Raw genomic sequence first — 19,232 nt, forward strand, 5'->3', positions numbered from 1 at the left:
ACCATGAAACAAAGTATTGCACTTGATATTTTAAAAACAGGACAAAACGTCTTTTTGACAGGGCAGGCAGGAGCAGGCAAAACCTACGTCCTAAACCAGTACATTCACTATCTGCGAGTGCGTGGCATCTCAGCTGCCATCACCGCCAGTACAGGCATTGCCGCCACGCACATGAACGGCATGACGATACATGCATGGTCTGGCATGGGCATTAAGGACAGCTTTACCGATGAAGATTTTAAACGCCTAAGATATCGCCAAGCCGTGACCGACCGCCTAAGAGACGCTAAGGTACTCATCATCGATGAGATTTCCATGCTCCATGCCAAACAAGTGGATTTACTGGACGAGATTTTACGTACCATTCGTGAAAATGACGTCCCTTTTGGCGGAGTGCAGGTGATTTTCTCGGGCGATTTTTTCCAACTACCCCCTGTTGGCAACAAAGGTGAGAGCAACAAAGAAAAGTTTGCCTTTATGGCAAAGGCATGGAAAAGTGCCAATTTTCAAATCTGCTACCTATCAGAACAACACCGTCAAGCAGGGCATGATGAGCGTGAACGGTTTGGCATGAGTCTAAACGACATCTTAAACCAAATCCGCCATCAGGACGTGGACGCTCTCGCCCAAGACATCTTGCTTGGCACTCGCCATAACGACATCAGCGACAATTGTACACGTCTGTACACTCATAATGGCAATGTGGACAGTATCAACCAAGAACAACTTACCCTACTAGATGGCGATGCTCACACCTTTGACTGCACCACCTATGGCGATAAAGCCCTGATAGAAATGCTTGCCAAAAACGTCAAGGCCACCCCATCTTTGACCCTAAAAGTCGGGGCTCGGGTCATGTTTGTCAAAAACAACCAAAACCTTAGCGTCTCTAATGGCACGATGGGCGAAGTGGTTGATTTTGTCGCCCTACCACAGGCAAACATTGATGGTAGTAACGAGTCCGCCAGCACCATCAAATACCCCATGGTACGACTCAACAATGGTCGCATGGTCTATGCCGAGCCTGATGAATGGACGATAGAAGACAACCAAGGCGAGATATTAGCCAGTTACAGCCAAATCCCCCTTGCCTTAGCATGGGCAATCACTATTCACAAAAGCCAAGGCATGACCCTAGATGCTGCCGAGATTGATTTATCTCGCACCTTTGAGATGGGGCAGGGCTATGTCGCTCTCTCTCGCCTGCGGTCACTGGACGGCTTAAAGCTCCTTGGCATGAACAAAAACAGCCTACTGTTAGATGAATGGGTGTTTCACGTCAATAACCGTCTATTAGAGATTGCAGACGAACAAGCCGAAAAGTTCTACGCCTTAGATGATGACACCCTAAGCGAGATTCACAAACAGTTCATCATCGCCTGTGATGGCATTACTGATGATGCCATCATCGCTCGCCAAGAAAAACTTTTGCAAAAAGTCAAAGATGAGCAAGCTCGCAAACAGCACATCAACGCCAACCACACCCAAGGCAAATCGCCCACCCAAGTCGGCAAAACCCTAGATGAGACCCTAGCACTCATCAAAGAAGGTCTTAGCCTTGATGAGATAGCACAGAAACGTGAGCTTGCCAAATCTACCATCATCAGCCACATCACCGAGCTTATCGAACGTGATGGCAAAGACGACTACCTGCGTTTTGCCCCCAGTGATGATGAGCTACACGCCATCAAAGCCATCTATGATAAGCTCGACGCCCAAGGCGAATTTGAAGGCGGTATCAAACTCAAACCCATCGTAGAGATGAGTGGTAGGGGCAATGGCTATTACAACATCGCAAGGCTGGCGTTGGCATTTTTGGACATCTCCAAAGCCGATAAAGCCGACACAACAGACACGGCAGATGACAGCAAAATAGCTAGCACCAACAAGGATAAGCCATGACCCTTCGCCTTGCCATCAACGGTTTTGGACGCATTGGGCGAATGCTACTGCGTGCGTATTTGTCCGACATCACAAGATTTGACCGCCTTGACATCATCGCCATCAATGACATCGCAGACGCTCACACGCTCCTGCATTTATTAAAATTTGACAGCACGCACGGCAGACTGGGTGTGGATGCACATCTACAAGATGAGTATTTGATTCTACAAAAAAACGGGCAAACCCTATGTCAGATTTTACTACTTAGCCAAAAAAGCCCCACTGACATCGCATGGGGCGAGCTTGACATTGACGTAGTGTTAGAATGCACAGGGCATTTTCGCTCCTATGATGATGCAAGCCTGCACCGCTTATCAGGGGCAAAACAAGTCATCATCGGCTCTGCCCCCTTTGATACGGTGGATGCCAGCGTGGTCATGGGGGTCAATGATGAGATACTGCATACTGATTTGCCCATCATCTCAGGCGTGTCCTGCACCACCCAAGCCCTAGCCCCCCTACTGCACACCTTGCAAGTCTATGGCATAGACAGCGTGATGATGACCGAGATTCATGCCGTAACCGCCGACCAAACGGTGCTAGACCAAGCCCACCGAGACCTAAGGCGAGCAAGAGCATCAGGGCAAAACATCATTCCCACCACGTCAAGTAGCATTAACGCCAGTGTGCGGGTGTTACCATTTTTACAAGGCAGGCTAAGCGGGCATTCTATCCGAGTGCCAACGGTCAATGTCGCCTGTATTGACATCACGGTCATCTTTGAAAAAGACCCTACCCTTGATGACATCAGAGAACTCTTAAAACACACAAGCCAAAACCGTCTGCGTGGGATTATGGATTACACCGATGAACCACTTGTTTCATCTGACTTTATCGGCGACACCCATTCGCTCATCATAGACGGCTCTCAGCTTATGCAAGCGGGCTGCCAATTTAAAATCCTAGCATGGTATGATAACGAAGTCGGCTATGCCAATCGCTTGCTTGATATGTGTGTGGCGTTAAGCAAAGCAAAACAATCCTAGTACCCATATCTAAAAACAATCTAAAAAAACAAAGAGTTACATAACATCCATGCAACCATGCCGATAGTGTGTTATATTATGCATTTTTACCAATCGTATTAACATGACTGACCGTTTTATTTTACAAGAAGTATTGACCGATGATGTGCCGTTTCGGGTACATAATGTCAAGATAGACAAATTCATCTGTGAGCAGGATTTGCCACTCATGCTGTTGGCTCATTATGACCGCCTAAGCGATGAGCTAAAGATTCAAAAGCCTTTGACCGACTTTTTTGGGCAGATGAATGACAAAGTAACCACGGCACAGGCGTGTGCGATTTTTGGGGTCAGTCCCGACAGCCTACGCCCTGCCACCCACATCAAAATCACAGGCACGAGTGTCATCGTGTGGGATGAGTTTCCCCTTGCCCTGCATTTGCAATTTACCAACACCGCCAAAGACAGCCAGACCACCGATGAGTGCGACCTCACCCAAGCAGTCGCTGATGAGATTGGCAATATCCTACTGTCAGGCAACGTCAATGTCCTGCACAAAAACACCACCAAGGAGCTGGTGAGCATTGACTTGTCTGATGATGAATTTGTCATTACGCCCAGCGATAATTACACTCGCCTGCCCAACAGTCACGCTCTTGCCACCACCCAAATCCTAAACCACATCAGACACACCACCCCCCAAGCCATGGCATATCTAAGCCATGCCCTACATGATAAAATCATGGAGCATGCACAAGAGCGGTTTTAGGGTTTTGGGTGTTTTACCTATCGCATATAAGGCGCGCTCAGCACGCCCCTACATCCAAACATCATTGCGTTTGTAGTAATTTTTAAATTTTTTGGGTATATTTTTTATTTCAAGTAACCCACGCATTAAAAAACGGTTGGACAATCCCAACCGTTTTGCTTGCAATATAGTAAAAAATCAACTATAAAAACGCCCGATTCTGTAAGGCTTGGTGCAAGGTTAGGCTATCGACATAACCCAACTCCCCGCCCATGGGAATGCCTTGGGCTAAGCGAGTGATGTTATCCACGTGGGCTTTTAGAGCATCATGGATAAAAAAGGCGGTGGTCTGACCTTCGACCGTCGCCCCCGTGGCAAGAATCAGCTCGCTAATGGCAGACTTTTTGACCAACGCCACCAGCTCATCCATGTGCAAATCATCCGCCCCGATACCGTCCAAGGGCGACAGATGACCGCCCAACACAAAATACCGCCCACGATACGCCCCACTTTGTTCAATCGCCACCACATCGGATGCACGCTCCACCACGCACAGCTGACTGTCATCACGGCGGACATCGGCACAGATGGGACAGATGTCATCATCGCTAAATGAATGGCAGATTTGACATTCTTTAATCTCATTCATGGCAATCTCCAAGGCATAGGCAAGTGCCAAGCCTTGGGAGCGTTTTTTGGACAGTAATTCTATCGCCATGCGTTGGGCAGACTTTTGCCCGACAGATGGTAGGATTTGCAAGGCTTTGACCAGTTGGTCAAATTTGGGGGTGAGCATTAACCGAACAGTCCCTGCATGCCCTTAGGCAGACCCATGCCCGTGGTCGCCCCCGCCATAATCTCTTCATGTAGCTCATCTGCTTGACGTACCGCATCATTAATGGCGGCAGCCACCAAATCTTCAATCATGTCAGGCTCATCATCCATCAAACTTGGGTCGATAGATAGGCGTTTGACCACATGGCGACCTGTCATGGTCACTTTTACCAGTCCGTTGCCTGCCTCGCCTTGAACTTCTTTTTGGGCAAGGGTTTTTTTGGCGGATTCGACGTTTTGCTCAACCTGCTTTTGCATGGCTTGGGCTTGTTGCATGAGTGCTTGAATGTTCATCATAAACTCCAAAGGATAATAATTGTGGGTAATATGGTTAGCCATTATAACAAAATTTTAACTTAATGGGAAATTGTTATATAATACACCATCCATTTATCTAGCGAGACAGTCATGACAGCCCCACACCCCGATACCCCACCCGAGCATAACCACGTCATCGTCATCGGTGGCGGTCATGTCGGACTGTCCTTTGCCCTGCTTTTGGCTCATCAAGGCATTTATAGCACGCTGTTGGAGACGGTCAAATACCCGACCATCGCCCCCGACCAAGACCATGAACGCCAGTCCTACCTAGACAGTCGCAACACCGCTTTGTCTAGGCGTAGCGTACAGATTTATCATGAGATTGGGCTGTGGGATGAGTTGGACAGCCACGCCTGCCGTATTGACAAGGTGCTGATTAGCGAGCTTGGTAGCTTTGGGCGGGCGACACTTGATAAACAAGCGGAGAACGTTGAGAGCTTTGGCTTTGTCATGGAAAACGCATGGCTAGGACGGGTACTGCTCCAAGCGGTCAAGGCAAGCCCCTATATCCGCCTGCATGATAACACCCAAGTGACCGCCATCAACCAAGATGACGACATGGCTCATGTTACCGCCATCAGCCAAGATGACAAAACAGGCAACGGCAACATTCAGCTATCCGCCCCACTGGTTGTGGCGTGCGATGGTCAGCACTCGCCTGCTCGCCACATGCTCGGCATAGGGGCGGACAGTCATGATTATGGGCAAGTGGGTATCGTTGGTGTGGTTGAGACAGACACGCCACACAAGCATGTCGCCATTGAAAAATTCAGCCCTGCTGGACCGTTGGCGGTGCTACCCCTACCCGACAGTGCAGATGGCAAATATCGCCGTTCAGTCGTCTTTATCTGCCCAAAAGGCGATGAACACGCCTACTTGCATGATGACGCTCACTTTTTGGCGACATTGCAACAAGTCTTTGGCACAGATGCAGGGCAGTTTGTACAAGCAGGCAGACGTGGGGCATACCCTTTGACCAAAGTATTAGCTCATCGGCAGGTCGTCGGTCGCTGTGTACTCATGGGCAATGCCGCTCACACACTACACCCTGTGGCAGGTCAAGGCTTTAATCTATGCCTAAGAGACGCCTACGCTCTTGCCAAACTTTTGGGCGAGAATCTACAAAACGCCAAAAGCGGTAAATTTGGCATGACCACCCCCGACTTTGGCAACCAGACCCGCCTGCTGGGTTATGAGCAGTCCCGCCAAACCGACCAAAAGCGAGTGATTAAATTCTGCGACACCATTGTTGGCAGTTTTACCAGCACCAACCCTGTCATGAAAGTCGCTCGCAATGTCGGACTGATTACCTTTGACAAAATCCCCTTTATCAAACCGATGGTTGCTACCTATGCGATGGGGTTAAAATCTTGATGGTTTGGCGTGCCTGCTTTTATAAAACGATGCATTTTAAAATTAGGATTGAAGCATGATTTTTAAAATTTATCACACGCCTTTTGCACCCCCTTTAAAAAATCAAGCCCAACCCCCATTTAGCACCCAACTGTGTTATAATTGACCGTTTCAATCACTTTTAGGCATGAGCGAGAACCCATGAGCGAACATTCTACTTCCCAATTAGCCGCCCTTATTCAGCTTGGCAAAGAGCAAAGCTATCTGACCTATGCCGAGATTAACGACCAACTGCCCGAATCCGTCACCGAAAGCGACCAAGTAGAAGACATCATCGCCATGCTGACAGACGTAGGCATTGCCATTTATGAAGTCGCCCCTGATGAAGACGACATCATTTTGGCAAACTCGGGCAGTGATGACGACATGGCAGCCGATGAAGCGGCAGCGGTATTAGCCAGCGTTGAGACCGAACCGGGGCGTACCACCGACCCTGTGCGTATGTACATGCGTGAGATGGGAACAGTGGATTTACTCTCTCGGGATGGCGAGATTAGCATTGCCAAACGCATCGAAGAAGGCACCCGAGAAGTGCAGTACATCATGGCATACTGGCCTGGCACGGTCAAGTTTGTGCTTGATGAATACGCACAAGTACAAACGGGCGAGAAAAAAATCTCTGATGTGGTCACAGGCTTTTTATCCCTAGATGACAGCGATTTTGAGATCCAAGAGAACGACACAGAGATTGACCTAAAAATCAGTGAAGCCGATGATGACAGCGACACCGAAGACGAAGACGATGATGACAACGGCATGAGCATGGACGCTGACAGCGATGACAGCAGTCTTGACCCCGAAGAAGTCAAAGTCCGTTTTGATGAAATTCAAAGCCTGTTTGACAATGCCAAAAAAATGCTTGAAAAACATGGGCGTAACAGCGAAAAAGCCAAAGCCGCCTATGATGAGCTTGCCACTCGCTTTATGCTCTTAAAACTTAACAACCGCCTATCTGACCAAATCATGGCACTCATGCGTGAAGTCTATGAAGATGTGCGTACCACCGAACGCCAAATCATGCGTTTGGTTATTCGTAAAGGCAAAATGCCCCTTGATGAGTTCAAAAAAACCTTCCCCAGTAACGAGACCAACATCGACTGGCTGGCTCACCGTATTGATGGCAAACCTGCCTTTGCTGGCACCTTAGAAGCGGTCATGCCAGATGTTGTTGCCTTGCAAAAGAAAATCTTGGCACACGAAGAAAACCTACAAATGAACACCAAAGACATGAAAGCCGTGGCACGCCAAATGGCAATCGGGGAAGCCAAAGCCCGTCGTGCCAAAAAAGACATGGTCGAGGCCAACTTACGTCTGGTTATCTCCATCGCCAAAAAATACACCAACCGTGGTTTACAGTTCCTTGACCTTATCCAAGAAGGTAACATCGGTCTTATGAAAGCGGTAGACAAATTTGAATACCGCCGTGGTTATAAGTTCTCAACCTATGCCACATGGTGGATTCGTCAGGCCATCACTCGCTCCATCGCTGACCAAGCACGCACCATTCGCATCCCTGTACACATGATTGAGACGATTAATAAAATCAACCGTGTCAGCCGTCAGCTACTCCAAGAAATGGGGCGAGAGCCGACGCCAGAAGAGCTGGGCGAACGCTTAGATATGGATGAAGCCAAAGTGCGTAAAGTCCTAAAAATCGCCAAAGAGCCGATTTCCATGGAAACCCCCATCGGTGATGATGAAGACAGCCACCTAGGCGACTTCATTGAAGACAGCACCATTTCAAGTCCTGTTGAGAGTGCCACTGCCGAAGGCTTGCGTGAAGCCACCCGAGAAGTGCTGGACAACCTAACCGAACGTGAAGCCAAAGTGTTAAAAATGCGGTTTGGCATTGACATGGCGTCCGACCACACCTTAGAAGAAGTGGGCAAGCAGTTCGATGTTACTCGTGAGCGTATCCGTCAGATAGAAGCCAAAGCCCTACGCAAACTTCGCCACCCATCTCGCTCTGAGCATTTGCGTTCGTTCTTGGAAAGTGATTGATTTTTTAAAATACCCAAAATAACCACCACAGTGTGGTTATTTTTACGCTTGAAAAAGCGACCGCCACCCCCATTTATCCCTAAATTCATCTACATAATATTATCATGACCACCAAACTTACGAGTCTAAACATCGCCCCCACCGTGAACGCCAAACGCACCGAAATCCAGAACCCCGAGCTGTGGCAGTTCCCCATGGACTACCCCATGAGTATCATCGGACATGAAGGCGAGCATGACAGCCTACGCCATGAAGTCACGCTTATTTTGGCAGAGATTTTCCCTGATTTTGACACCGCCAGCATGGTCGTCCGCCCATCCAAGACAGGACGATTTCACGCCCTGCGGGTCAATCTGCACCTAACATCTGCCGATGAAGTTAATCGCCTATACACCGCTCTTGACAAAGCCAAAACGGTCAAAACCGCCGTCTGACGCTTTACATACGTTTACCAAAGACCGCTTGCAAGAGTTGGTCTTTTTTTATAAACTTTAAAACAGCACAGCCCATTTATCTTGTTTACTTATTTATCTTACTTATTTAAATAACCACCATGCACACCATACCCCTCAAGTCCCCAACCTCCCTACGCATTTTACACACATCCGACTGGCACATCGGCAAACGCCTGTTTAACCACACTCGATATGATGAATTTGAAGCCTTTTTAAACTGGTTACACAACGCCATCAGCACCCATGACGTGGACGCACTCATCGTGGCGGGCGACATCTTTGACACCGCCACCCCCAGTAACAAAGCCCAAGAGCTCTATTATGAATTTTTGGGCAAAGTCGCCAAAAGCCCCTGCCAGCACGTCATCATCACCGCAGGCAACCACGACAGCCCCACCTTTTTGGACGCCCCCAAAGCCATTTTAAAAACACTGAACGTCCAAGTCGTCGGACAAGCCACCGCCGACATCCATGATGAAATACTATTATTAAAAGACAAACCACAAGATGACTTAAAAGACAAATCACAAGACAACCCAAAAGACGACTCAAAAATCAATTCAGACATCGTGCGTGCCATCGTCCTTGCCGTGCCTTATCTGCGTGACAAAGATGTCAGGACAGGCGGTAGTTTTGAGCTGACAGGACAGCGAGACAGCGAGACCGCCCAAGGCATTGCCAAGCATTATCAAAGCCTTGCCGACCACGCCATCGCCCTGCAAGATGAATACCAAGCAAACCCAAACCAGCCCCCCATTCCCATCATCGCCACCGGTCATCTGTTTAGTGCAGGGGCGAGCGTGTCATCGGATGATGACGGCATGCGAAAAGAGACCTTTGTCGGCACACTCGGGCAACTGCCTGCCAGTATTTTTGCTGATGACATCAACTATGTCGCCCTAGGACACATCCACGCCCCGCAAAAGGTCGCAGGACAAGACCGCATTCGCTATTGTGGTTCGCCCATTGCCATGGGCTTTGGCGAGATTGGTAAGGACAAACAGGTCTTGATTGTTGATTTTGACCCCATCACAGCGAACACACCCCACATTCATGCCTTGACCGTACCCGTCTTTACCAAACTAGTGAGACTACAAGGCGACACCGACAGCATTAAGCACGCCTTACGCCCCCTAATCGCCGAAAACCAAACCATCTATGCTGAGATTATCTATGATGGGCAGGCGTTAGAGCCAAATTTTGCCAAAGACATCAAAGCCTTTTTGACAGACACCAAAGTCCTACCCCTAAACATCCAAAACAACACCCAACGCAGGCACGTCCTACAAAGCACCCATCATGGCGAGAACCTAAAACAGCTCACAACCATGGACGTGTTTGAGCGACTTTTGGACAGGCGAGCGGTGAGCGATGATGAAAAAGATGAGCTAAAAGTCGCCTATCAGCACATCATCCAAGCCATTCATGAGCAGGACGTGCAGGCGGAGTGACGGCGTATGGCTTGGCTGTTATCTTACTTATTTTTATCCGACTGATTTTTTACTCAATTTATTTTAAAGCCATTTTACCAATTTATTTTGCCATTTATTTATCCAAAACATCATGAAAATACTTTCTTTATCATTTAGCAATCTTAACTCTTTAAAAGGCAACTGGTACATTGATTTTACCGATGACGCCTTTGTCAATGACGGACTGTTTGCCATCACAGGGCAGACAGGGGCAGGCAAGACTACGATACTAGACGCCATCTGCCTTGCCATCTATGGACAGACGCCAAGGATTAGCACCATCAGCAACACCCAAAACGAACTCATGAGCGTGGATAGGGGCGACTGCCACAGCGAAGTGGTGCTACTCATGAATGAGAGTACAGGCGATAAGCTCTATCGGTTCAGCTTTGAACAACGGCGAGCAAACAAAAAGCCCGACGGCAAATTACAACCCATCAAACGCCAAATCAGCCTACTGACCGACCCATCTGATGAAGGAGTTATCATCGAGACCAAGCCGAGCGTGTGCGACAAAAAAGCCATAGAAATCATGCACATGAACTTTGAGCAGTTTACCCGTTCGGTCATGCTTGCCCAAGGCAATTTTTCCGCCTTTTTAAAAGCCGAAGCCAACGAAAAGGGCGAAATCCTAGAACAAATCACTGGCACGCACATCTACGCCAAAATCAGCCAAAAAGCCTTTGACGTGCATAAGCAAAAAAAGGAAGATCTACACCAATTAGAGCAAAAAGTAGGCGACATCGATGTCATGGATGATGAACATTTTTCTGCCTTGGAGCGGCGTATCAGCGATGATGACGCCCGTCTTCGTGACACCCAAACAAGCCTGCAACACCTAGATACTATCATCGGCTGGCACCAAGACCAAACCCAAGCCCAAGCCCACATCGCCAAGCACCAAGCGGACATTGTGACCGCCCAGACAGACATCCAAGCCTTTGACAAGTCGGCGATTCGCTTACGCCTTGCTAATCTGGCTCATGAGCTATCGCCCATCTACCAAGAACTCACGCGTGAGTACCACACGCTAACTCACACCCACACCGCCCTTACCGAACTCCAAAACGCCCTGCCCGAGCTGGTACAAGAACAGCAAACCCGACAAGCACAAAAGGACAGCCATCATGGAGCCCTAACCGCCCACAAAGCCCAGTATGAACAAGCCCTGCCCCTGTTCAAACAAGTGCGAACGCTAGATAACATCATCGCTCAGGACAAATCGGCAATCGACAAAATCAGCCACGCCATCACGAACGAGCAGACGATGATAGCTAATGCCAAGCAGGCGATATCAGAACTAAACAGTCAGCAGGATGAGCACCAAGCCGCACTACACGCCATCAATGACCGCCATGAGCACATGGCACATTATCCCGACATCAAGCAAGATGTGGGCATGCTGTCGGGTCATGAACGTGAGCTTAGCACTGCTTTGGCACAGCTTCGTCAGCACACCCAAAAACTGCACGCCCAAACCGCTGAGCTAAACCAAAAAACCCAACAAATCAATGATAAACGAGATGAACTGCGAACCCAAAAAGAGCGGTTAGCCCAAATCGAACATAACCATCAAGCCCTTATCGGACAAATCAGCGAGCTGTTACAAACATCGCTCATGTTATCTGATATTGATAATGACAAATTGGCGTATTATGGCACGCATTTTCAAGATAAGATTCATCACATCAAAGAGCTGTCGCATTTGACTTATGCCCTTAGCCAACATGCAGAGAGCCACAGACAGTTCAATGGACAACTTCATGAACTAAGCACTCGCCTGCATGACAATGCCGAGCAAGAGCAAACCGCCCTGTCTGCCATTTCTGCCCTAAACGAGCAAATCATCCAAGAGCAAAACACCCTAACTGCCCTACAACAGCATTATGACACCCAACAACAGCTCATCGCCCTAAAAGAACATCACGCCAAACTGACCGATAATGAACCCTGTCCGCTGTGTGGTTCATTAACGCACCCGTACGCCCTTAACAACCCCTTTATCCATGATATTGATGATGGCACCAAAACCGCCATCACCCACACCACCCAAAAAATAGAAACACATAAAGAAAATCTGCAAGCTCACAAAGAAACACTTGCCAATATCACCAGTGCAAAAGTGTATTATGGCGAGCAACGACAAACATTAACGGCACAAAAAAATGAAATCATCACAAATATAAACCGTGATTATCAAACCATCATCGCACAAGAGATAATAAAAAACGTCCACCATGAATTACCCATGGCATTAGATGACAATTCGCCCAAGATAAAAGAAGTCATTAATACATTAAATGACGTCATTCAGCAGGCATTAGCCCATTTAACTGGCAGTTATGATAACTATCATACATTACAGCACGCTTTTACCCAAAAAAACCAAGAGCTAAATAACTTACGCCAAAATCTTGACGTCATCACCCAAGACGGTAAAGCCCTAAAAAATCACATCGAAATCATCACAGAACAAACACAAGACACCAAATCCGCCATCGCTGATTATGAACAAAGCATTCATGAGCTTATCCATGCCATCACTGCCAAATTAGGGCGATATCAAAAAAGCATGTATATAAACATGGATAATGTTATTAATGATATTTCAACCGATAATAATGACAGCCACACATCATTATTAGCAAATATTCATCAGCATATTGGCGAGCTAACCCAAATCAGCCAAGACCATGACAATTACCACGCCCAAAAACAGCAATTAGAATCCGAGCTAAGCCACATTCAAATTCATCTGACCAATCAAACCAAACAATTAAATGACCATCAAGAAAAACTGCATGAATTAGAGCAAGAAAAAATATCCCTAACCCAGCACCACGACAGCCACACATCAGAGCGTGAAGCACTGTTTGGCACAGATAATGTCGATGACAAAGAAGCCATGCTACGCCAAGCGATAGATAAGAGCGAGCGGGCGTTTCATGACAGCCAAGAGAGCCATCAAAAGTCCCAGCAAGCCTTATTAAGCCTAAATGAAAAAATCAGCCATCATCAAAGCCACATTGCCACGCTTGATAAGCACATTGATGACTTACAGCATAAGTTTAATGAGTCGCTAACAGACAAAGGTTTTAAAGATGCCGATGAATTTTTATCGGCATGCATGGATAATGATGAACGCTTAGCATTAGAGAAAACCGAGCAAAACTTGCATTATGCCTTAAAACAAGCCCGTGATAATCTTAATTATTGGGAGCATAAGCTAGATGACATCATGACTGCCAAACCTGATGATAAAGTTTTGGCGGATATTTTAAAAGACATGGAGAAACAACATGAATCCAATACAACAAATGACAAATCGAAAAATATGACATTGGATGGATTAAAACAATATAAAGAGCAATTACAAAGCCGTCATTATGAACAGCTGACCGCCTTTGGTGAGCAAAAACAGCTATTTATAAATGCCAAGGACAACAGAGAAAAGCACGGCTCTTTGATGAATTTAATCAGTCAAAAACAGCAGGATTTGGTCGTATGGGCAAAGCTCGATGAGCTCATTGGTTCCAAAGAGGGCATTAAATACCGCAACTTCGTCCAAGGGCTGACCTTGGAGCTTATGCTCCATCACGCCAATGATGTCCTTAGCAAAATGGACAGTCGCTATGTCCTAACTCATGGCGATGATAAGATCAACAAAAGCCTATTAGAGATAAATGTCATCGACACCGCCCAAGGCAGTGAGATTCGTAGCACCAAAAACCTCTCGGGGGGCGAGAGCTTTATTGTGTCATTGGCACTGGCAATGGGCTTATCACAAATGAGCAGTGAGAATGTCAGTATTAACTCATTGTTTTTGGATGAAGGCTTTGGCACATTAGATGATGAGATATTGGACATTGCGTTATCGGTATTATCATCATTAAAAGACACAGGCAAGATGATAGGCATTATCTCACACGTCCAATCATTAAAAGAACGCATTCCCACCCAAATCCACGTCAAAAAAATCGCTAATGGCGAAAGCAGGTTATTAGGTTCGGGCGTGAGTTAGATTTGGTATGATTTGATAAATGATTTTAATTATTTTAAAAATTAATCGGTAAAGGTAAATTTCTTTGATAAAAATTTTAATTCAAAGAAATTCATCCTTTGTCTTAACGAACTATTTTAAAATTATGATTAATTGATAATCACCATTTTTAAAATAAACCCATCATAAAAAGTCAAAAACAAATGGGCGTATTATATTGCCAAAATATTACCGCTATGTTAATATAAAACAAATCCACATTTTTATCAAGGAGTCCGCATGGCAACCGCCCCAAAAAAGCAGTCCGCTACCAAATTTCGTGACGAATTCTCTGACACTCTCTCTCGCCTAGAAGAGTTGGTTGAACACGCCAGTGCTGATGATTTGACCCAAATTGGGGTTCGCTTGGCAGAGTACTTGCCTACCACCAACGTCGCCTATCAGCTTGGCAATGAGATTGCCACCAGCAAATCCAAAGACACCGAGCTTGCGCCCAACTGGCGTGAAGGCGGTTATCCTTATAAACACCGCATGAGCCGTAAAAACTACGAAGCCCAAAAGTACAAATTACAAATTGAACTTCTAAAACTACAACGCCACGTTAAAGAAACAGGACAAAAAATTGTCATCCTTTTTGAAGGGCGTGACGCCGCTGGTAAAGGCGGTACCATCAAACGCTTTATGGAACACCTAAACCCCCGTGGTGCTAGGGTTGTCGCCCTAGAAAAGCCGACCGAGACCGAACGTGGGCAATGGTATTTTCAGCGTTATGTGCAGACCCTACCCACCGCAGGCGAGATAGTGCTGTATGACCGTTCGTGGTACAACCGTGCTGTGGTCGAGCGTGTCATGGGCTTTTGCAGTGATGATGAATATCACACCTTTATGGAGCAAGTGCCTGCCTTTGAAAAACACCTGACCCAGTCGGGCATTACGCTCATCAAGTTTTGGTTCTCGGTCAGCCGTGAAGAGCAAAAAGTGCGTTTCTCTCGCCGTGAGCATGACCCGCTAAAACAGTGGAAACTCTCGCCTGTGGACAAAGCGTCCCTTGACAAATGGGACGACTACACCATCGCCAAAGAAGCGATGTTCTTTGAGACCGACACGAGCGAATCGCCATGGATTGTCATCAAATCCGACTGTAAAAAGCGTGCCAGACTCAACGCCATGCGTTATGTCCTAAACAAGCTGGACTATGCCGACAAGGACGACTCACAGATTGGCAACATTGACCCGCTCATCGTGGGGCGTGCAGGGGCGTTGTACGAGACTGACGAGCATAAGGATGTAAGCAAGCGACCCACCAAAAAATAAGCTCCACACCAAGCCATCTGCCCCACTTATCAGACTTATCAATCCATCCATCAGGGGCAGGCGGTTTTTGGGTGATGCCATCGGCAAATCTAATATCATAAAATCCTACCCCAAACACACTGCACCATGCCCCTACTCACCGCCACCGCTCTATCCTACCACACCCCAGACCGTACCTTGCTTGACAACGTGTCTTTTGCCTTACATCATGGGCAAAAAGTCGCTCTGGTCGGTCGCTCTGGCTCTGGTAAATCGGTGTTATTACAAGCCCTAGCCGATTTGTTGGCTTTGGATAGTGCTATTACTAATAGGATTATGTTAAATAAAAATGGGAAACTAACACCCCTTAGCCAAATCCCTCCACTCTATTACCGCTCTGCCGTTGCCCTATTTCATCAAACGCCTAGCCTATCGGACGGCACGGTGCTTGACAATCTAACCGCCCCCTTTGGTTTTAAATACCACCAAAACAAAAAAATTGATAAAAGTTGGCATTTACAAAAACTTGCCACACTTGGCAAACATGACAATTTTATCAACCAATCAATCCACGAGCTATCAGGGGGCGAACGCCAAATCGTGAGTTTTTTGCGGACGTTGCAATTTAACCCAACGATTGCCCTATTTGATGAAACCACGTCCGCCCTTGATGATGAAACGGCACATTTGCTCATGAGGCTCGTGCTAGATTGGCATGATGATACCAAAGCCTTGATTTGGGTTACGCACACGCCAAGCGAACAACAGGCGTTGGAGGCGGATTTGTGGCGTATGGATAATGGTGTTTTGACGATATGATATTAACAATAAAAAGATTTTTAAACCCACATAGGGCGAATTGCAATTCACCCCTACACCTAAACACCATAAAATATCAATTTAAATCAATAACTTGTTCATTATGGCAATCACACTCACCCTAACCGACATCGCCTTAGCCAGCACCTTACTACTTATCACGATAGGCGTGTCGACATACCTGCGACTTGGCTTGACAAGCACACTCATCATGGCAGGGGTGCGGACGGTCGTGCAGTTGTCCATGATTGGGCTGATTTTGGCGTGGGTGTTTGCTCGTGAGAGTGCATGGCAGGTGCTTGCGATTTTAACCATAATGACACTCATCGCCAGTGTCTCGGCAAAAGGTCGGGTCAAACGCCCCTACAAGGGCTTACTGTCTGATAGTATCATCTCGCTGTCGATTGCCACGGGTGTGGTTACGCTGATTGCCATGACGCTCATTTTAAAGGTGTCGCCTTGGTATCGCCCCCAGTACATCATACCGATTTTGGGGCTGATTTTGGGCAATTCTCTGACCGCCATATCCTTGACGACCAACGAACTTGTAAACGCCATGCACGACAAGCAAGCCCTTATCAAATCTCGCCTATCGCTGTCGGCTACCCCCTTTGAAGCGGTGCATGAGCTTGTCAAATCGGCGGTGCTAAATGGCCTAACCCCAACCGTAAACTCCATGCTCGTGGTCGGACTGGTGAGCCTACCAGGCATGATGACAGGGCAAATACTGGCAGGGGCTGACCCCACACAGGCGGTACGCTATCAGATTGTTACCATGTTTTTTATCTGTGCGGGCAGTACGCTGGCGTGTACGCTGTCGGCGGTGCTGGTGGTTCGGCGGTTTTTTGATGAGCGTGGGCGGTTTGTAATCACAGGGTAGCTTACATAAGATTATTATCACCAAAACCACCAAGCAAGGTGGTTTTATTTTTGGGTGTTTTATGTTAAATTAAGACTTTTATCACACATCTGACATGAATCTACCTAATGAACTACTGACCCTTGGCACAAGTTTTTTGCAAAAAGCCAATCAATTTTTAAGCGAACGCACCACCCAATCCATCCATCTAGACCCTGATATTCTCGCCTATCGCTGGGTTGGCGGTCAGCGTGGCACACTCGCTCCTATTGATGTCCACCTTGGCATCACTTTGGATGATTTGCACGGCATTGACACCCAAAAAGACAAAATCATTCAAAATACCCGCCAATTTTTGGCAAACTTGCCTGCCAACCACGTTCTCATGACTGGTACTCGTGGGGCAGGCAAATCAAGCCTTGTACGTGCCTTACTTCACGCCCATCATCAAGACGGTCTGCGAGTGATAGAAGTTGCCCGAGATGATTTGCAAATGCTTGATAAAATCCGCCACGCCATCAAGGCAAGCGACAGCTACTGCCGTTATATCATCTACTGTGATGATTTGGCATTTAATGGGTATGATGAAAATTACCGCACCCTAAAAAGCGTGCTGGATGGGGCGTTAGACAGCGAACAAGACCGTCTGCTCATCTATGCCACCAGTAACCGCCGTCATCTGTTGCCACAGCTCATGAAGGACAACGTCAGCATTTATAATGGTCAAACCGATGAAGTCAATCCCTATGAGACCATTGATGAGACCGTCTCGCTCTCAGACCGCTTTGGGCTGTGGATATCGTTCTCGCCCATGAATCAAGAGACGTATTTGGACATCGTGGCGTATTATTTGGCACGGGCGGACATGGCATTTGATGAGATAGTGCGCAGCGAAGCCCTAAAATGGGCAAGCACTCGAGGCGGTCGCTCAGGACGGGTGGCATATCAGTTTAGTCGGCACTGGATAGGGTCAAGGCTGTTAGAGCGTGGCTCTGTGGATGGTGTTACCCATAAATAATATCTTGGGTGGATGTTAAAAATGGGGTAAATTATAATGCCTGCCAAAAAAACCAAAATAAAAAGGCGTATCATCACGCCTTTTTAACTCATCATATCCGAACAACCTTAGCCAACGCCATTAACTCATTGATGTCATAAGTACTCTCATCAATCAAATCAACACCGCAAGATAACCCACTAATCCAATCTAAGAACTCATCAAAGATGGTACGCCCTTCTAGTCTTTTGCCATGCTGTGGCACCATCATGTCCACGGGCAGCTGGCGTACGCTGTCCGCCCACAGACGGCAGGCTTTATTACTTGCCATATAGCGTTTATGAAAACCTGACATGCTGTTGATGTGAGCTTGAAAATTCTCCACCTTGATGCCAGAATGCCCCACCAATGATGCCCCCATGTCGCCCGAGAACAGAATCTGACTGACAGGGTCATAAAACTGAATGTTGCCCACCGAATGCAAAAAGTGAGCAGGGATTGCCATGATTTTAGTATTGCCCAGTGCATACACGCCACCTGCATCAGGAATGCCTTCGAGTCGCTCCGACAGACCGTGGTGCAATCGCCCTTTGGTAAAGGCAGAATTATAATGGGGCAAAAACCGCTCCCATAACATCGGGATAAGCAGTTTGGTATTTTGCAAATGGATGAGCCAACGGGGCATGGATGCCAAAATGTCAGGGTCTTGGTGCGAACCAATGACATACTTAATACTCTCCATGCTGGTGTGTTTGGTGATTTGCAAGGTCAGTGGCGTAAAGGTCAAATCCCCACCTGGGTCAATGATTGCCGCTTCTTCACCATCAATGATTAAAAACTGGTTAGATGGTACGCTTTCATCTTCTTCGGGCATGCTAAATGCGATACATTTGTGATGACCGTCATCATACAGAACATAAGATTTCATAATAATTTCCTAAATACTAGGGCGTACCCACCATTGATAACATTTTTATAAAATTAAGGTAAAAATTTAACATTTTAAATCAATTTTTGCATGAAAAATGGTTAAATCTTGTTTTTCATTGCAAATACCAACGGCAGGCACGCCCTACACAAGTCAAAATGAACACCATAAAATTTTTATGGG

The 19,232-nt window shown here is 47.0% G+C and carries 15 protein-coding genes; 12 read left to right on the top strand and 3 right to left on the bottom strand.

Annotation, left to right across the window (positions count from 1 at the left end; translation table 11 throughout):
* Nucleotides 1–3: 3 nt before the first annotated feature.
* The 3 genes from DX073_RS02640 to DX073_RS02650 all read left to right on the top strand — a co-directional run bounded on the left by DX073_RS02640 (nucleotide 4) and on the right by DX073_RS02650 (nucleotide 3,678).
* A complete protein-coding gene (locus DX073_RS02640) occupies nucleotides 4–1,902 on the top strand; it encodes an AAA family ATPase (RefSeq protein WP_115005253.1) in 1,899 nt (632 codons plus the stop codon).
* Nucleotides 1,899–2,930 carry a type I glyceraldehyde-3-phosphate dehydrogenase gene (locus DX073_RS02645; protein ID WP_115005255.1) on the top strand — a complete coding sequence of 344 codons (1,032 nt, stop codon included), beginning with the start codon at nucleotides 1,899–1,901 and terminating at the stop codon, nucleotides 2,928–2,930. The genes DX073_RS02640 and DX073_RS02645 overlap by 4 nt, the downstream gene beginning before the upstream one ends.
* A gap of 103 nt (nucleotides 2,931–3,033) precedes the next feature.
* Nucleotides 3,034–3,678 carry a hypothetical protein gene (locus tag DX073_RS02650; RefSeq protein WP_115005257.1) on the top strand — a complete coding sequence of 215 codons (645 nt, stop codon included), beginning with the start codon at nucleotides 3,034–3,036 and terminating at the stop codon, nucleotides 3,676–3,678.
* A gap of 181 nt (nucleotides 3,679–3,859) precedes the next feature.
* Here DX073_RS02650 and recR read toward each other — a convergent pair whose 3' ends face one another.
* Both recR and DX073_RS02660 read right to left on the bottom strand, forming a co-directional pair.
* The gene (recR, locus tag DX073_RS02655) at nucleotides 3,860–4,453 is read right to left on the bottom strand and encodes a recombination mediator RecR (protein WP_115005259.1); all 594 of its coding nucleotides are present in this window, start codon (nucleotides 4,451–4,453) and stop codon (nucleotides 3,860–3,862) included.
* Nucleotides 4,453–4,785 (bottom strand): YbaB/EbfC family nucleoid-associated protein, encoded by a 333-nt coding sequence (locus DX073_RS02660; RefSeq protein ID WP_115005261.1) that lies wholly within the window; start codon nucleotides 4,783–4,785, stop codon nucleotides 4,453–4,455. Before DX073_RS02660 ends, recR begins: the two co-directional genes overlap by 1 nt.
* A 114-nt stretch (nucleotides 4,786–4,899) precedes the next feature.
* Between DX073_RS02660 and DX073_RS02665 the strand changes: the two genes are divergently transcribed.
* The 9 genes from DX073_RS02665 to DX073_RS02705 all read left to right on the top strand — a co-directional run bounded on the left by DX073_RS02665 (nucleotide 4,900) and on the right by DX073_RS02705 (nucleotide 18,142).
* On the top strand, nucleotides 4,900–6,186 hold the full coding sequence (locus tag DX073_RS02665; protein ID WP_115005263.1) for an FAD-dependent monooxygenase: 1,287 nt from the start codon (nucleotides 4,900–4,902) through the stop codon (nucleotides 6,184–6,186).
* Between the two features lie 180 nt (nucleotides 6,187–6,366).
* Complete coding sequence (gene rpoD / locus DX073_RS02670; protein WP_115005265.1) at nucleotides 6,367–8,226, top strand: RNA polymerase sigma factor RpoD; 1,860 nt, start codon at nucleotides 6,367–6,369, stop codon at nucleotides 8,224–8,226.
* A 104-nt stretch (nucleotides 8,227–8,330) separates the two neighbouring features.
* The gene (locus DX073_RS02675; RefSeq protein WP_051226110.1) at nucleotides 8,331–8,660 is read left to right on the top strand and encodes a YbeD family protein; all 330 of its coding nucleotides are present in this window, start codon (nucleotides 8,331–8,333) and stop codon (nucleotides 8,658–8,660) included.
* A gap of 119 nt (nucleotides 8,661–8,779) precedes the next feature.
* The gene (locus DX073_RS02680; RefSeq protein ID WP_115005267.1) at nucleotides 8,780–10,132 is read left to right on the top strand and encodes an exonuclease SbcCD subunit D C-terminal domain-containing protein; all 1,353 of its coding nucleotides are present in this window, start codon (nucleotides 8,780–8,782) and stop codon (nucleotides 10,130–10,132) included.
* 112 nt (nucleotides 10,133–10,244) lie between these two features.
* Nucleotides 10,245–14,174 carry an AAA family ATPase gene (locus DX073_RS02685; protein ID WP_115005269.1) on the top strand — a complete coding sequence of 1,310 codons (3,930 nt, stop codon included), beginning with the start codon at nucleotides 10,245–10,247 and terminating at the stop codon, nucleotides 14,172–14,174.
* 258 nt (nucleotides 14,175–14,432) lie between these two features.
* A complete protein-coding gene (ppk2, locus tag DX073_RS02690) occupies nucleotides 14,433–15,467 on the top strand; it encodes a polyphosphate kinase 2 (RefSeq protein ID WP_115005271.1) in 1,035 nt (344 codons plus the stop codon).
* Between the two features lie 126 nt (nucleotides 15,468–15,593).
* Nucleotides 15,594–16,265 (top strand): ABC transporter ATP-binding protein, encoded by a 672-nt coding sequence (locus DX073_RS02695; protein WP_115005273.1) that lies wholly within the window; start codon nucleotides 15,594–15,596, stop codon nucleotides 16,263–16,265.
* Nucleotides 16,266–16,368: 103 nt separating this feature from the next.
* The gene (locus tag DX073_RS02700) at nucleotides 16,369–17,145 is read left to right on the top strand and encodes an ABC transporter permease (RefSeq protein WP_115005275.1); all 777 of its coding nucleotides are present in this window, start codon (nucleotides 16,369–16,371) and stop codon (nucleotides 17,143–17,145) included.
* 94 nt (nucleotides 17,146–17,239) lie between these two features.
* Nucleotides 17,240–18,142, top strand: coding sequence for an ATP-binding protein (locus tag DX073_RS02705; protein ID WP_115005277.1), 903 nt, complete (start codon nucleotides 17,240–17,242; stop codon nucleotides 18,140–18,142).
* A gap of 91 nt (nucleotides 18,143–18,233) precedes the next feature.
* Here the strand turns inward: DX073_RS02705 and DX073_RS02710 are convergent, their stop codons facing one another.
* A complete protein-coding gene (locus tag DX073_RS02710; protein WP_115005279.1) occupies nucleotides 18,234–19,049 on the bottom strand; it encodes an oxygen-binding di-iron domain-containing protein in 816 nt (271 codons plus the stop codon).
* Nucleotides 19,050–19,232: the final 183 nt, after the last annotated feature.

Source organism: Moraxella lacunata (assembly GCF_900453205.1).
Taxonomy (GTDB): Bacteria; Pseudomonadota; Gammaproteobacteria; order Pseudomonadales; family Moraxellaceae; genus Moraxella; species Moraxella lacunata_B.